The organism is Bacillus sp. P4_D3 (assembly GCF_056401855.1).
In genome coordinates, this window is sequence record NZ_JBFUIN010000057.1 from 1 (window position 1) to 15,453 (window position 15,453).

The 15,453-nt window shown below is 37.6% G+C and carries 13 protein-coding genes; 10 read left to right on the top strand and 3 right to left on the bottom strand.

The window, feature by feature from the left end; genetic code table 11:
- The first annotated feature begins 27 nt into the window (after positions 1-27).
- From purF to purD, 5 genes are all read left to right on the top strand, one after another.
- The gene (purF, locus tag AC1DTM_RS10200) at positions 28-1,443 is read left to right on the top strand and encodes an amidophosphoribosyltransferase (RefSeq protein ID WP_002091359.1); all 1,416 of its coding nucleotides are present in this window, start codon (positions 28-30) and stop codon (positions 1,441-1,443) included.
- A gap of 100 nt (positions 1,444-1,543) precedes the next feature.
- On the top strand, positions 1,544-2,584 hold the full coding sequence (purM, locus tag AC1DTM_RS10205; protein WP_002010019.1) for a phosphoribosylformylglycinamidine cyclo-ligase: 1,041 nt from the start codon (positions 1,544-1,546) through the stop codon (positions 2,582-2,584).
- Positions 2,581-3,168, top strand: coding sequence for a phosphoribosylglycinamide formyltransferase (gene purN / locus AC1DTM_RS10210; RefSeq protein ID WP_016103383.1), 588 nt, complete (start codon positions 2,581-2,583; stop codon positions 3,166-3,168). The genes purM and purN overlap by 4 nt, the downstream gene beginning before the upstream one ends.
- 24 nt (positions 3,169-3,192) lie before the next feature.
- The gene (gene purH, locus AC1DTM_RS10215; protein ID WP_477000205.1) at positions 3,193-4,728 is read left to right on the top strand and encodes a bifunctional phosphoribosylaminoimidazolecarboxamide formyltransferase/IMP cyclohydrolase; all 1,536 of its coding nucleotides are present in this window, start codon (positions 3,193-3,195) and stop codon (positions 4,726-4,728) included.
- A gap of 75 nt (positions 4,729-4,803) precedes the next feature.
- Positions 4,804-6,075, top strand: a complete 1,272-nt coding sequence (gene purD, locus AC1DTM_RS10220; protein WP_016103384.1) for a phosphoribosylamine--glycine ligase — start codon at positions 4,804-4,806, stop codon at positions 6,073-6,075.
- A 35-nt stretch (positions 6,076-6,110) separates the two neighbouring features.
- Here purD and AC1DTM_RS10225 read toward each other — a convergent pair whose 3' ends face one another.
- The 3 genes from AC1DTM_RS10225 to AC1DTM_RS10235 all read right to left on the bottom strand — a co-directional run bounded on the left by AC1DTM_RS10225 (position 6,111) and on the right by AC1DTM_RS10235 (position 7,738).
- The gene (locus AC1DTM_RS10225) at positions 6,111-6,275 is read right to left on the bottom strand and encodes a type II toxin-antitoxin system antitoxin (RefSeq protein WP_001085171.1); all 165 of its coding nucleotides are present in this window, start codon (positions 6,273-6,275) and stop codon (positions 6,111-6,113) included.
- Positions 6,276-6,290: 15 nt separating this feature from the next.
- Positions 6,291-7,136, bottom strand: coding sequence for an SPFH domain-containing protein (locus AC1DTM_RS10230; protein WP_016103385.1), 846 nt, complete (start codon positions 7,134-7,136; stop codon positions 6,291-6,293).
- Between the two features lie 224 nt (positions 7,137-7,360).
- Complete coding sequence (locus AC1DTM_RS10235; RefSeq protein WP_002159494.1) at positions 7,361-7,738, bottom strand: YgaP family membrane protein; 378 nt, start codon at positions 7,736-7,738, stop codon at positions 7,361-7,363.
- 641 nt (positions 7,739-8,379) lie between these two features.
- Between AC1DTM_RS10235 and pcrB the strand changes: the two genes are divergently transcribed.
- The 5 genes from pcrB to AC1DTM_RS10260 all read left to right on the top strand — a co-directional run bounded on the left by pcrB (position 8,380) and on the right by AC1DTM_RS10260 (position 15,417).
- Positions 8,380-9,069 (top strand): heptaprenylglyceryl phosphate synthase, encoded by a 690-nt coding sequence (pcrB, locus tag AC1DTM_RS10240; protein ID WP_002113485.1) that lies wholly within the window; start codon positions 8,380-8,382, stop codon positions 9,067-9,069.
- Positions 9,070-9,081: 12 nt separating this feature from the next.
- Positions 9,082-11,313 carry a DNA helicase PcrA gene (gene pcrA / locus AC1DTM_RS10245; RefSeq protein WP_016103386.1) on the top strand — a complete coding sequence of 744 codons (2,232 nt, stop codon included), beginning with the start codon at positions 9,082-9,084 and terminating at the stop codon, positions 11,311-11,313.
- Between the two features lie 15 nt (positions 11,314-11,328).
- Positions 11,329-13,338 carry an NAD-dependent DNA ligase LigA gene (gene ligA / locus AC1DTM_RS10250; RefSeq protein WP_016103387.1) on the top strand — a complete coding sequence of 670 codons (2,010 nt, stop codon included), beginning with the start codon at positions 11,329-11,331 and terminating at the stop codon, positions 13,336-13,338.
- A 16-nt stretch (positions 13,339-13,354) separates the two neighbouring features.
- Complete coding sequence (locus tag AC1DTM_RS10255; protein WP_016103388.1) at positions 13,355-14,551, top strand: CamS family sex pheromone protein; 1,197 nt, start codon at positions 13,355-13,357, stop codon at positions 14,549-14,551.
- 95 nt (positions 14,552-14,646) lie between these two features.
- Positions 14,647-15,417, top strand: coding sequence for a TSUP family transporter (locus tag AC1DTM_RS10260; protein WP_477000206.1), 771 nt, complete (start codon positions 14,647-14,649; stop codon positions 15,415-15,417).
- The last annotated feature ends 36 nt before the right edge of the window (positions 15,418-15,453 follow it).

Sequence of the window (15,453 nt, forward strand, 5' to 3'; positions counted from 1 at the left end):
GAGAAAGGCTTGGAAAGGGGCAATCCCATGCTTACTGAAATAAAGGGGTTAAATGAAGAATGTGGCGTTTTCGGAATTTGGGGGCATGAAAATGCAGCACAAGTTTCGTACTACGGATTGCACAGTTTGCAGCACCGTGGGCAAGAAGGCGCAGGCATTGTTGTAAATAATGGGGAAAAAATCATCGGTCACAAGGGGTTAGGTTTAATATCAGAAGTGTTTTCAAGAGGTGAGCTAGAGGGATTAAACGGAAAATCAGCAATTGGACACGTACGATATGCAACAGCTGGTGGAAGTGAAGTTGCTAACGTTCAACCATTATTATTCCGTTTTTCTGATCATAGCATGGCGTTAGCTCATAACGGAAATTTAATTAACGCAAAAATGCTTCGTCGTGAATTAGAGGCAGAGGGAAGTATTTTTCAAACAAGTTCAGATACAGAAGTACTTTTACACCTCATTAAACGTAGTACAAAAGATTCTTTAATTGATAGTGTAAAAGAGGCTCTAAATAAAGTGAAAGGTGCGTTTGCATATCTTTTACTAACTGGAAATGAAATGATCGTTGCGCTAGATCCAAATGGATTCCGTCCTCTTTCAATTGGAAAGATGGGGGATGCTTACGTTGTAGCATCGGAAACATGTGCTTTCGATGTGGTTGGTGCAACATACATTCGTGATGTAGAACCTGGTGAATTGCTTATTATCAATGATGAAGGAATTCACGTAGATCGTTTTACAAATGAAGTAGACCATGCGATTTGCAGTATGGAATACATTTACTTTGCACGTCCAGATTCTAATATCGCTGGTATTAATGTTCATGCAGCACGCAAAAACATGGGGAAACGTTTAGCGGCGGAAGCTCCTATTGAAGCTGATGTTGTTACTGGTGTACCAGACTCTAGTATTTCAGCAGCAATTGGTTATGCGGAGGCGACAGGAATTCCATATGAGTTAGGATTAATTAAAAATCGTTACGTTGGACGTACGTTTATTCAACCTTCTCAAGAACTGCGTGAGCAAGGGGTTAAGATGAAGCTCTCAGCAGTAAGAGGTGTAGTTGAAGGAAAACGAGTTGTTATGATTGACGATTCTATCGTAAGAGGAACGACAAGTAAACGAATTGTTCGCATGCTTCGCGAGGCTGGAGCGACAGAAGTCCATGTAAGAATTGCTTCACCACCTCTTAAGTATCCATGCTTCTATGGCATTGATATTCAAACGAGAAAAGAATTAATCGCGGCAAATAATTCAATAGAAGAAATCCGTCAAATCATCGGAGCAGATTCTTTAACATTTTTAAGTGAAGATGGATTAGTAGATGCAATTGGACGCCCATATGAAGGGAAATACGGTGGTCTATGTATGGCTTACTTCAATGGAGACTATCCAACAGCTCTTTATGATTATGAGCAAGAGCTTTTAGAAAGTATGAAATAAGAAGAAAAAAGCTTCTACTTCTTTTGATGTAGAAGCTAGCTTCTTTCTTAAAACGGCCGCCCTGGATGGGGAGAAATTAAAAGACGAGGTGTAAAAAACGATGGCGAATGCATATAAGCAAGCAGGAGTAGATATTGAAGCTGGATATGAAGCGGTATCTCGCATGAAAAAACACGTACAAACAACAATGAGAAAAGAAGTGCTAGGCGGTTTAGGCGGTTTTGGAGGTATGTTTGATCTATCAAAATTTGCATTAGAAGAACCTGTATTAGTATCTGGAACAGATGGCGTGGGAACGAAATTGATGCTCGCTTTTATGGCAGATAAACATGACACAATTGGTATTGATGCAGTAGCAATGTGTGTAAATGATATTGTTGTCCAAGGAGCAGAGCCGCTTTTCTTCCTTGATTATATTGCTTGTGGTAAAGCTGAACCTAGTAAAATTGAAAACATCGTCAAAGGTATATCAGAGGGCTGTCGCCAAGCTGGTTGTGCATTAATTGGTGGAGAAACAGCTGAAATGCCAGGAATGTATTCTACGGAAGAATACGATTTAGCTGGTTTTACAGTTGGAATTGTTGATAAAAAGAAAATTGTAACAGGTGAAAAAATTGAAGCTGGTCACGTATTAATTGGCTTAGCATCTAGCGGCATTCATAGTAACGGTTATTCTTTAGTAAGAAAAGTACTACTAGAAGATGGAGAACTATCTTTAGATCGTATTTACGGACGCTTAGAACTACCTCTTGGTGAAGAATTATTAAAACCAACGAAAATTTATGTCAAACCTATTTTAGAACTATTGAAAAAACATGAAGTATACGGTATGGCACATATTACAGGTGGTGGATTCATTGAAAATATTCCACGTATGTTGCCAGAAGGAATCGGTGCGGAAATTGAATTAGGATCTTGGCAAGTTCAACCGATTTTTAGTTTACTTCAAGAGGTTGGAAAACTAGAAGAGAAAGAAATGTTCAATATTTTTAACATGGGTATTGGTATGGTAGTAGCAGTAAAGGAAGAAGAGGCAAAAGATATTGTTCGTCTTCTTGAGGAACAAGGCGAGAAAGCTCATATTATTGGACACACTGTACAAGGATCTGGTGTTACCTTTATTGAGGGAACAGAAGTATGAGTAGATTAGCAGTTTTTGCTTCTGGGAGCGGCTCTAACTTTCAATCTCTTATTAATGCGGTAGAAGAAAAAAGATTGGATGCAGATATTAGTTTATTAGTATGTGATAAACCAGAGGCACGCGCTATTGGACGGGCACATTATCACCATATTCCGTGTTTCACCTTTTTAGCGAAAGCATATGAGTCAAAAGAAGCATTTGAAAGAGAGATACTAAAGAAGCTAGAAGAGTATGAAATTGATTATGTTATTTTAGCTGGATATATGCGTTTAATTGGACCGACTTTACTAGCAGCATACGGCGGGAAAATTATTAATATTCATCCATCACTATTACCGAGCTTTCCAGGTAAAGATGCTGTTGGTCAAGCGTTAGAAGCAGGTGTGAAAGTAACTGGAGTAACGATTCATTATGTAGATGCAGGTATGGATACAGGTCCAATTATTGCGCAAGAAGCAGTAGTTGTTTCTGAAGGAGATACGAGAGAAAGCTTACAAAAGAAAATTCAACAAGTTGAACATAAATTATACGTAAATACAGTGAATCAAATTGTTCAGTCTGTGAAAAAACCAACTGTTAACTAACATACAACCAGGGGTGAAGGATAAATGAAAAAGCGTGCATTAGTAAGTGTTTCAGATAAAACAGGAGTAGTAGAATTTGTTAAAGGTTTACTTGAACAAGGGATTGAAGTTATTTCAACAGGTGGTACGAAAAAATTATTAGAAGAAAACGGTTTGCAAGTAATTGGTATTTCTGAAGTAACTGGTTTCCCAGAAATTATGGATGGCCGTGTAAAAACATTACATCCAAATATTCATGGTGGTCTATTAGCAGTTCGTGATAATGAAACGCATGTAGCGCAAATGAATGAATTAGGTATTCAACCAATTGACTTTGTTGTTGTTAACTTATACCCATTTAAAGAAACAATCGCTAAGCCTGATGTAACATTTGCTGATGCAATTGAAAATATTGATATCGGTGGCCCAACAATGATTCGCTCTGCTGCGAAAAATCATAAATTTGTATCTGTAATTGTAGATCCAGTAGATTATGATGTTGTATTAGCAGAACTGAAAGAGAACGGTGAAGTAACAGAGGAAACGAAACGTAAATTAGCAGCGAAAGTATTCCGTCATACAGCAGCATATGATGCGTTAATTTCTAACTATTTAACAGAGCAAATGGGCGAAGAAAGCCCTGAAACAGTAACGGTGACATTTGAGAAAAAACAAGATTTACGCTATGGCGAAAATCCACATCAAAAAGCGACATTCTATAAAGCGCCATTCGCAGCAACTTCTTCTGTTGCATACGCAGAACAATTACACGGTAAAGAATTATCTTATAACAATATCAACGATGCGGATGCAGCACTTAGCATCGTGAAAGAATTTACAGAACCAGCAGTAGTAGCGGTAAAACATATGAATCCATGTGGCGTTGGGGTAGGCACGGATATTCATGAAGCATACACACGTGCTTATGAAGCGGATCCAGTATCAATCTTCGGCGGTATTATTGCAGCAAATCGTGAAATTGATAAAGCTACAGCAGAAAAGTTACACGAAATTTTCTTAGAAATTGTTATCGCTCCTTCGTTCTCGCAAGAAGCTTTAGAAGTGTTGCAAAGCAAGAAGAACTTACGCTTACTAACTGTAAATATTGAAAAAGCGACAAGTGCAAGTAAAAAACTAACTTCTGTACAAGGTGGTCTTCTTGTTCAAGAGGAAGATACGTTATCATTAGATGCGGACGCAATTTCAATTCCAACGAAACGTGAACCATCAGAGCAAGAATGGAAAGATTTAAAACTAGCTTGGAAAGTTGTAAAGCATGTGAAATCAAATGCAATTGTTTTAGCGAAAGATGATATGACAATTGGTGTTGGTGCTGGACAAATGAATCGTGTAGGTTCTGCGAAGATTGCAATCACACAAGCTGGCGAAAAAGCACAAGGTAGCGCACTTGCATCTGATGCTTTCTTCCCAATGCCAGATACAGTAGAAGAAGCAGCAAAAGCTGGAATTACAGCGATCATTCAACCAGGCGGATCGATTCGTGATGAAGATTCTATTAAAATGGCAGACGCGTATGGGATTACGATGGTGTTCACTGGCGTACGTCATTTTAAACATTAATAGAGTAATTTTAGAAATAACAAACTAGGAGCATAGCTTCTAGTTTGTACTTATTTAATTATTGGGGGATGAAATATGAATGTTTTAGTAATCGGCCGCGGTGGACGTGAGCATGCTTTAGCTTGGAAGTTTGCACAATCTGAAAAGGTAGAAAAAGTATATGTAGCGCCAGGTAATGAAGGTATGCGAGATGTTGCAACACCAGTTGATATTGATGAGAATGATTTTGATGCACTAGTCTTATTTGCAAAAGAGAATAATGTAGGCTTAACTTTCGTTGGACCAGAAATTCCACTTATGAATGGAATCGTTGATCGTTTTAAGGAAGAGGGACTTCGTGTATTTGGGCCTAATAAAGCGGCTGCTGTTATTGAAGGTAGTAAAGCTTTTACAAAAGAATTGATGAAAAAGTATGATATTCCAACTGCGGCATATGAAACTTTTACAGACTATGAAGAGGCAGTGAAGTACATTCAAAAAGTTGGTGCACCGATCGTAATTAAGGCAGATGGGTTAGCTGCTGGTAAAGGTGTAACGGTAGCAATGACGCTTGAAGAGGCATTGCAAGCTGTGAAAGAAATGCTACAAGATGTGAAATTCGGCGCAGCAAGCAAGAAGGTCGTTATTGAAGAGTTTTTAGATGGACAAGAATTTTCATTAATGGCATTTGTAAATGGAACAACTGTACATCCGATGGTAATTGCTCAAGATCATAAACGAGCTTTTGACGGCGATAAAGGTCCTAATACAGGCGGAATGGGCGCATATTCTCCAGTACCACAAATTCCGGAGTCAGCGGTTCAAGAAGCGATTCAAACAGTATTACATCCAACTGCTAAAGCGATGATCCAAGAAAATCGTTCGTTTACAGGAATTTTATATGCGGGGCTTATTTTAACGAATGATGGTCCAAAGGTAATTGAGTTCAATGCACGCTTTGGTGATCCTGAAACAGAAGTTGTATTACCACGCTTAGAAAATGATTTAGTTGATGTATGTAACGCTGTATTAGATGAAAGTGAATTAACGTTACAATGGTCAAAGAAAGCAGTTATTGGTGTCGTACTTGCTTCGAAAGGATATCCAGAAGCATATAAAAAAGGTGAAAGTATTAACGGATTAGATGCACTGCAAGATGTGATTGTTTTCCATGCGGGTACAGCGATGAAACATGGTGACTTTGTAACAAACGGTGGCCGTGTATTATTTGTTGCTTGTAAGGCGAATAGTTTACAAGAAGCGAAAGATAAGGTCTATAAAGAAATCGGTAAAATTGAGAGTGATGGTTTATTTTACCGAAGTGATATAGGATATCGTGCAATTGGTCATGAGATGACGAGAAGCTAATGTATAAAAATCCCGCTGATTTCTCAGCGGGATTTTTATGCATCTTTATCTTTTTTTAATTTCCCTTTTTGCTTTGCCATTTCTCGAAGTAAATACTCGATGTGTGCATTGACGCTACGAAACTCATCATTCGCCCATTTTTCGATGACTGCGTGTAATTCAGGATCAATACGTAATGGAAAGCTTTTCTTTTTGGCCATAATCACTTACAACCTTTAGTATAGGCTTCCTGTATTAATAACTGGTTGCGCACCTTTATCTGAAACGATGGCAACTAATAAATTGTTCACCATATTTGCTTTACGCTCGTCATCGAGTTCCAGTACGCCTTCTTCATCTAACATATGGATTGAATCTTTCGCCATCTTCACAGCACCTTCAACAATTTCTTTTCTAGCAGCTAAAACTGCTTTTGCTTGTTGACGTTGGAGCATTGCATGGGCAATTTCTGTTGCGTAAGCTAAATGTGTTAAACGAGTTTCTAATACTTCTACGCCAGCGATTTCAAGGCGTGCTTCTAACTCACGCTTTAATTCTTCAGAGATTTCTTCAGTATTTCCTCGTAACGTGATACAAGTTTCATCTTGGAAATTATCATAAGGATATTTTGTAGCAACGTGGCGAATTGCTGTTTCACTTTGAATTTCTACGAATCGATCGTAATGCTCAACACCAAACATTGCTTTTGCAGAATCAACAACTTTATATACGATAACAGCTGCAATTTCAATTGGATTGCCCTCAACATCGTTTACTTTTAATTTCTTACTGTTAAAGTTTTCAACACGTAAAGATACAGTTTGACGAAACGCGAATGGAATTGTTAAAAATAAACCATTTTGACGAATTGTTCCTAAATAACTACCGAAGAACGTAATAACTTTCGCTTGATTCGGTTGAACGATACCGATACCTGTAGCTAAAACAGATGCTAATATGAGAGCTAAAATAGCTATTACAAAAATTTCTTGTACCAGGCAAAATACACCGATAGCGGCTAAAACTAAAATTCCAATAACGCCGAGAAATCCATTAACATAAAATACTTGTTTTTCTTTCATATGATCGCCTCCTGATATAAAAATGATATCACTTTTATATCATTACATGCAAGGTTTTTATACCTAATTTTCTGAATCTTATTGATTGATTTATGTACGTTTTAGGGATAAAACTCCAAAAATATAAGAATATACGTTCTGTTTTGTGATAAAATAAAGAAGACTTAACCGCCCACTGCAGCAGCTAAGTCTCTTTGAGAGCATCTTGCATCGTGACAAATGATTCAAAGCGGTTTTGCCAGGATTAATTCTTCAATCGCTGACTCAATCTCTTTGTCAGAAGTGTCATAACTTCCATTTGACTTTGGTTTGTCATGACTGGAAGCTTGCTTAACTTCCTCTTTATTATGGCCTTTTTCAGTAAAGTTCATGCTAGGCATTTTAAATGCGCTCATATTCATATATTTTCCAAACTTACAGGCTTCAACAATAGGGCAGAAACGAACGATTCCCTCCGCAATTTTCATGGCACCAATCCATAGCAAAACTTTAGACCAAGTGCACCAAGGTTTACGTACGAGTTTAGCTGTACTACAACCGAAGAGGATAAGTCCGAGTGTAATTCGAATTAGAGCACTAATTGTGCCGATGTTTTGCTTCATTAGAAAAACACTCCTTTTTGATGAACTTCGAAATAGAAATACTATTTCATTTGTTAGTATTCCGTATAAGCTTTTTGATATGTAATCCAACATTTGACGTTGAAAAAGATGTTGGATTGGGCGTGTGTGTAGGTAGCTTTTTTTGTTATAATGAAAGAATGCGTAAAAGGAAGTTCAAAAAGTCCGGTAAAGATAGCTGTCGCATTCCATCGTTGCATGCGCCAGTCCGGTACTCATGTAGGAAAAACTACATTCCGTTCCTCCTGGCGAATGCGCCTCGACCTGCTCGGCTCTCTATATCCTCCTTTTTGAACAAATATAGTAAGGAAGTTCAAAAAGTCCGGTAAAGATAGCTGTCGCATTTCATCGTTGCATACACCAGTCCGGTACTCATGTAGGGAAAACTACATTCCGTTCCTCCTGGCGAATGCGCCTCGACCTGCTCGGCTCTCTATATCCTCCTTTTTGAACAAATATAGTAATGAAGTTCAAAAAAACCGGTAAAGATAGCTGTCGCATTTTATCGTTGCATACGCCAGCCCGGTAAAGATATAGCAAGGAATTTAAAAACTCCTGATAAAAATTAACTGTTATTTTGAACAGAAATATAGATATAACTAGAGAAAAGAAAGGGTGTTTTCATGTACGATATTTCCAAATGGAAACATGTATTTAAGCTTGATCCAAATAAGGAGTTAAGTGACGAACATTTAGAAATGATTTGTGAATCTGGAACGGATGCTGTTATTGTAGGCGGAAGTGATGGAGTTACAATTGATAACGTATTACACATGCTAGTTAGCATTCGTAGATATGCAGTTCCTTGTGTGTTAGAGGTTTCTGATTTGGAAGCAATTACACCGGGATTTGATTTTTATTACATCCCAAGTGTTTTAAATAGCCGAAAAGTAGAATGGGTAACAGGTGTTCATCATGAGGCATTGAAAGAATTTGGGGATATTATGGACTGGGACGAGATTTTCATGGAAGGGTATTGTGTTTTAAATCCAGAAGCGAAAGTAGCCCAGCTTACAGATGCAAAATGTGATTTAACAGAAGATGATGTTATTGCATATGCACGTTTAGCAGACAAGTTATTACATTTGCCTATATTCTATTTAGAATATAGCGGGACGTATGGAGATATTGAACTTGTTAAAAATGTAAAAGCAGAATTGAAGCAAGCTAAGCTATATTATGGCGGTGGTATTTCTAATGCAGAACAAGCGAAAGAAATGGCACAGTATGCTGATACAGTAGTTGTTGGAAATGTTATTTATGATGATATAAAAGCTGCATTAAAAACAGTTAAAGCAGTAAAAGGAGAGTAGGTGCAGGCGCATATGAGTACGACAGATAGGTTATTAAATGGTTTAAATCCGCAGCAACAAAAAGCAGTACAAACAACAAATGGAGCACTTCTATTAATGGCAGGCGCAGGTAGTGGGAAAACACGTGTGTTAACACACCGTATTGCGTATTTACTTGGTGAAAAAGGTGTGGCGCCATGGAATGTACTAGCAATTACCTTTACAAATAAAGCTGCTCGTGAAATGCGTGAGCGTATTGATAAACTTGTTGGACCAGAAGCAGAAGATATTTGGATTTCTACGTTCCACTCTATGTGTGTACGTATTTTACGACGTGATATTGACCGCATTGGGATTAATCGTAACTTTACGATTTTAGATGCAGGTGATCAGTTAACTGTAGTAAAGAAAATTATGAAGGAGCGCAATATTGACCCGAAGAAGTTTGAACCACGCTCTATTTTAGCGGGTATTAGTAATGCGAAAAATGAACTGTTATCTGCAGATAAATATGCAAAAAAAATTACAACCGCTGATCCATATGAAAAATTAACGAGCGATGTATATACAGAATATCAAAAACGCCTTCTAAAAAATAACTCATTAGACTTTGATGATTTAATTATGACGACGATTCAGCTATTTGAACGTGTTCCAGAAGTGCTAGAGTTCTATCAGCGTAAGTTCCAATATATTCACGTTGATGAGTATCAAGATACGAACAAAGCCCAGTACCTTCTTGTTAAACATTTGGCATCACGTTTTAAAAACCTTTGTGTTGTTGGTGATTCGGATCAGTCTATTTACCGCTGGCGCGGGGCTGACATTTCTAACATTTTGTCATTCGAAAAAGACTATGAGAATGCACAAGTTATTCTGTTAGAACAAAACTATCGTTCATCACAAAATATTTTAAATGCAGCTAATGCTGTAATTGAAAAAAATTCAAACCGTAAACCGAAGAAATTATGGACAGACAATCAAATTGGAAGCAAAATCTCGTATTATCGTGCTGCAACCGAAAAGGACGAAGCGTATTTTGTTGCGAAAAAAATTCGTGACGATATTCAAATGGGGAACCGAAAATATACTGATTTTGCAGTGTTATATCGTACAAATGCCCAGTCTCGTATGATTGAGGAGATTTTCCTAAAATCTAATATCCCTTACAAAATTGTCGGCGGTACTAAGTTCTATGATCGTAAAGAGATTAAAGACATTTTGGCGTACTTACGTTTAATTGGGAATCCAGATGATGAGATTAGTTTCGCGCGTATTATTAACATGCCAAAGCGCGGGATTGGTGCGACTTCTATCGATAAAATTATTAATTATGGTGTGCAAAACGGAATCTCATTAACTGCTGTATTTGATGAGATTGAGCATGTTGGTGTAAGTGCAAAAATAACAAAAGCAGTAAAAGAATTCGCAAGTTTATTACACAACTGGGTAAATATGCAAGAGTATTTATCTGTTACAGAATTAGTAGAAGAAGTTATTGAAAAGACAGGCTATCGCGATATGCTGAAAAATGAGCGTTCTTTAGAAGCAGAAGGTCGTTTAGAAAACTTAGACGAGTTTTTATCTGTTACACAAACATTTGAATCTCAAAGCGAAGATAAGAGCCTTGTTGCATTCTTAACAGACTTAGCTCTTGTTGCTGATATTGATCGTGTAGATGAAGATCCAACTGCTGGTGAAGAAGTTATTTTAATGACGATGCACTCAGCAAAAGGGTTAGAGTTCCCAGTTGTCTTTATTGTTGGCTTAGAGGAAGGGATATTCCCGCATACTCGTTCTCTTATGGAAGAGGATGAAATGCAAGAAGAGCGTCGTCTTGCCTATGTAGGTATTACTCGTGCAGAGGAAGAATTATATTTATCCAATGCGCAAATGCGTACTTTATTTGGTAGAACAAGTATGAATGCAGCATCCCGATTTATTACAGAAATCCCGGCAGAACTAGTAGAACCATTAAATGAAACAGCACCGAAGCGTGAAACTTCGTTTGGTGCAAAAGGAAGAACGACAAGCGCAACGACAACACGTTCTCGCTCAGCTTTCGTGCGTCCGGCTGTTAAGACGACAGGTGGCGAGCAAATTGGATGGGCAGTAGGCGATAAAGCCTCCCACCAAAAATGGGGAGTCGGTACAGTTGTAAGTGTAAAAGGTGAAGGTGATGCAAAGGAATTAGATATTGCGTTCCCAAGCCCAATTGGTGTTAAACGTTTATTAGCAAAATTTGCACCTGTGACGAAACAATAGGAAAGGACTGAGGATATGTCAAAAGAGATAACAAAAAAACGTATAGAAGAACTGCGTGATTTGTTAAATACATTTAACTATCAATATCACGTATTAGACAATCCTTCTGTTTCTGATGCGGAATATGACCGTGATATGCAGGAGCTTATGAAATTAGAAGCAGAGAACCCTGAATTTGTAACGGAAGACTCCCCCTCTATTCGAGTTGGGGGAGCTGTACTTGATATATTTGAAAAGGTAACGCATAAATCACCGATGTTAAGTTTAGGTAACGCATTTAATGAAGGAGATTTGCGTGATTTTGACCGAAGAGTACGTCAAGGAATTGATGATACGAATGTAAGATATATATGCGAATTAAAAATTGACGGACTTGCTGTTTCACTTCATTATGAAAAAGGACGCTTTATTCAAGGTGCAACACGTGGTGATGGTGTAACGGGTGAAGATATTACCCAGAACTTGAAAACGATTAAAGCAATTCCACTTCGATTAAATGAAGAAGTAACGTTAGAAGCGCGAGGCGAGGCTTATATGCCGAAGCGTTCATTCGTTAAATTAAATGAGGAAAAAGAGCAAAATGGTGAAGATGTATTTGCGAATCCACGTAATGCGGCAGCAGGATCGATACGCCAACTTGATCCGAAAATTGCAGCGAAGCGTAACTTATCTATGTTTGTGTATGGTCTTGCTAATGTAGAAGAAAAAACAATTCCATCCCACAGTGAATCACTGGATTTCTTAGGTGAGCTTGGATTTAAGACGAATCCAAATCGTCGTACATGTGAAACAATTGAAGACGTAATAGCCTATGTAGCAGAGTGGCAAGAAAAACGTCCGCATCTTGATTATGAGATTGACGGAATCGTTATAAAAGTAGATGATGTTGCTATTCAAGAAAGCTTAGGAACTACAGCAAAGAGTCCAAGATGGGCAATAGCTTATAAATTCCCAGCTGAAGAAGTTGTGACGAGATTAACAGGGATTGAATTAAGTGTAGGCCGCACAGGGGTTGTAACACCAACTGCGGAGCTCGAGCCAGTTAGAGTGGCTGGTACTATCGTTCGTCGTGCTTCTTTACATAACGAAGATTTAATTCGTGAAAAGGATATTCGAATTGGTGACTACGTTGTTGTGAAAAAGGCTGGAGATATCATTCCTGAAGTTGTGAACGTTATTTTTGATAAGCGTACTGGTGAGGAAGAAGAATATCATATGCCAACGCATTGTCCAGCATGTGAGAGTGAACTTGTTCGTTTAGAAGAAGAAGTAGCACTTCGATGTATAAATCCGACTTGTCCAGCTCAAATTCGTGAAGGATTAATCCATTTCGTTTCAAGAAATGCAATGAATATTGATGGACTTGGAGAACGTGTAATTACACAACTCTTTGATGCGGATTATATTCGTACGTTTGCTGATTTATATTCATTGACGAAAGAGCAATTATTACAACTAGAACGTTTCGGTGAAAAATCAGCGACAAATCTAGTACAAGCAATTGAGAATTCGAAGGAAAACTCATTAGAGCGATTATTATTCGGTCTTGGTATTCGCCACGTCGGTGCGAAAGCCGCACGTACATTTGCTGAGCATTTTGAAACGATGGATGAGCTTGTGAAAGCAACGGAAGAAGAACTAAAAACAATTAACGAGATTGGTGAAAAAATGGCTCAATCCGTTGTAACGTATTTCGATAATGAAGACGTATTAGAGCTATTACAACAATTTAAAGAGTATGGCGTGAACATGGCATACAAAGGTATAAAAGTTGCTGATCTACAAAATGTTGAATCGTACTTTGCAGGGAAAACTGTCGTCTTAACAGGGAAATTAGAAGTTATGGGACGCAGTGAAGCAAAGAAGAAGATTGAGGCATTAGGTGGAAAAGTAACAGGAAGTGTTAGTAAAAGTACGGATTTAGTTGTTGCTGGTGAAGCTGCTGGTTCGAAATTAGCGCAAGCAGAGAAGCACAATGTTGAAGTTTGGAATGAAGAGAGGTTCTTACAAGAGCTGAATAAGTAAGAGGTGCAAACTTACGATGAAAAAAATAGCGTTAGCGGTATTAAGTCTTAGCCTACTTGTAAGTGGGTGTAGTATGGGTTCCAATAAAGATGAAAAAGCAGTTGAGAAATCAGGGAAAGCGAAAGAACAAGCAGTTGTCCCGAAATACTCCATTTCGGATGAATATTATAAGACAACGGTTCCATTTGATCCAGGTAAGGCACGTGGTTTAGTTGTACAAGGTTTAAATAGTCGTCTAGATATAGATGAATTTGAAACAGGACTAATGCGCATTGCCAAAGAATCATTTAGTACGAAAGATTATTTCTTTAGAGGCGGAAAGGTTCTAGATGCTCAAAATATACAAATGCTTGTAAAAAGAAAGCGTACAGATGCTGAACAAAAAGAGCTAGAGGATAAGTTGAAAAAAGATGCAGTTAAATTTCCGAATATCGGACTGAATCCAGCCTTAAGTGAAGGTTCGGAGTCACTAGAAGTGAAAAATAAAAAAAATCCAATGTATATCTCAAATATTTTAGAGCATGATTACTACGTACAAAAAGGTGGGAACGATGTTGAACCTGATGGCATTGTAATTGGATTAGCGATGAATTCTATTCAATATTATGAGGAAGAGCATGGGTATCCACGTGAAGCTGCAATCCCAGATGAAAAAATGTTAGCTGAAGGGAAAAGAATGGCACAAGAAATCTTGAAAGTCATGCATCAAAAAGACGCTGCGACAAAAAATGTTCCGATAACATTTGCAATTTATCGTCAAGGTCCAAAGTCTTCACTTGTGCCAGGGAATTTTGTTTCTTATGCTAAGGTAGAAAAAGGTAGTGAAACGGTTGAGGATTGGAAACCAATCAATGAGAAATATTATTTGTTCCCGTCTGAACAAGCAAAAGCGGATAATAAACGTGAAGACCTTGCAAGGGTGTCAAACTTTAAAGCGAAGTTAAGTGAGTATTTCCAAGGTGATTATACAGCTGTTATCGGTACTGGAATGTATAGAGATGATGAATTAAAAGAAATGAAGCTCGATATTCCTGTCCAATTCAATGGAAAAGCTGAAGTAATTGGATTTACACAATATGTAGCTGGACTTGTTATGGAATACTTCCCGAATTATATGAAAGTACAAGTAACGATTAAATCTGTAGAGCGGCCAGAAGCTATTATTATACGTGAAGCGAAGCAAGATGAACCGTTTGTGAAAATTTTAGATTAAAAGATGAGAGCTGTTCCGTAAAGGAACAGCTTTTTTTCTTGAAAAATTTTGTTATAATTTTAAAGGTTACAAATAAAGGGGTAAGGGGCAAAGTCATGGAAGAACTAAGCTTTCAAGTCATTATTTTATTAATTGCATTCGGGTTTTTAGCTGCTTTTATTGATTCGGTTGTTGGAGGGGGAGGGTTAATTTCGCTTCCTGCACTTATGTTTGTTGGTTTATCACCAGCTTCGGCAATCGCAACGAATAAATTGGCAGCAACGATGGGGACGCTTACCAGTACAATTTATTTTATTCGATCAGGTAAGGTTGATTTTCGGATTGTAGGAAAGTTAATCCCATTAACTATTATTGGAGCGGTCGCAGGTGCTTTAGTAGTAAAGTTTATTCCGCCTGATATTTTGCGTCCACTAGTACTCGTAATGTTGGTTTTTATTGCTATTTTTATTATTGCAAAAAAAGATTGGGGAAGTGCATCTACCTATAAAAAGATGACAAAAGGAAAAACATTAATATTTTTCTTAGTTATTTTAATGATAGGGTTTTATGATGKTTTTTTTGGACCGGGGACAGGATCCTTTTTAATTTTTGCATTTTTATTAATTGGTTTGGATTTTATTCAAGCGGCAGCATCTGGAAAACTTTTGAACTTCGTTAGTAATATCGTATCTTTAATTACTTTTTTATTTTTAGATGTGATTCATTTTGAATACGGTATTATTATGGGGTTATCAATGATTTTAGGTGCTTATTTTGGATCGAAGTTTGCGGTTCAAAAAGGTGTTGGATATGTAAGGACTTTATTTTTATTAGTTACTATTTTATTAATCGGGAAAAATGTTTTGGAATATACTCATATTTTGTAGATTCATACGTATGTATGAATCTCTTTTTTTTATTAT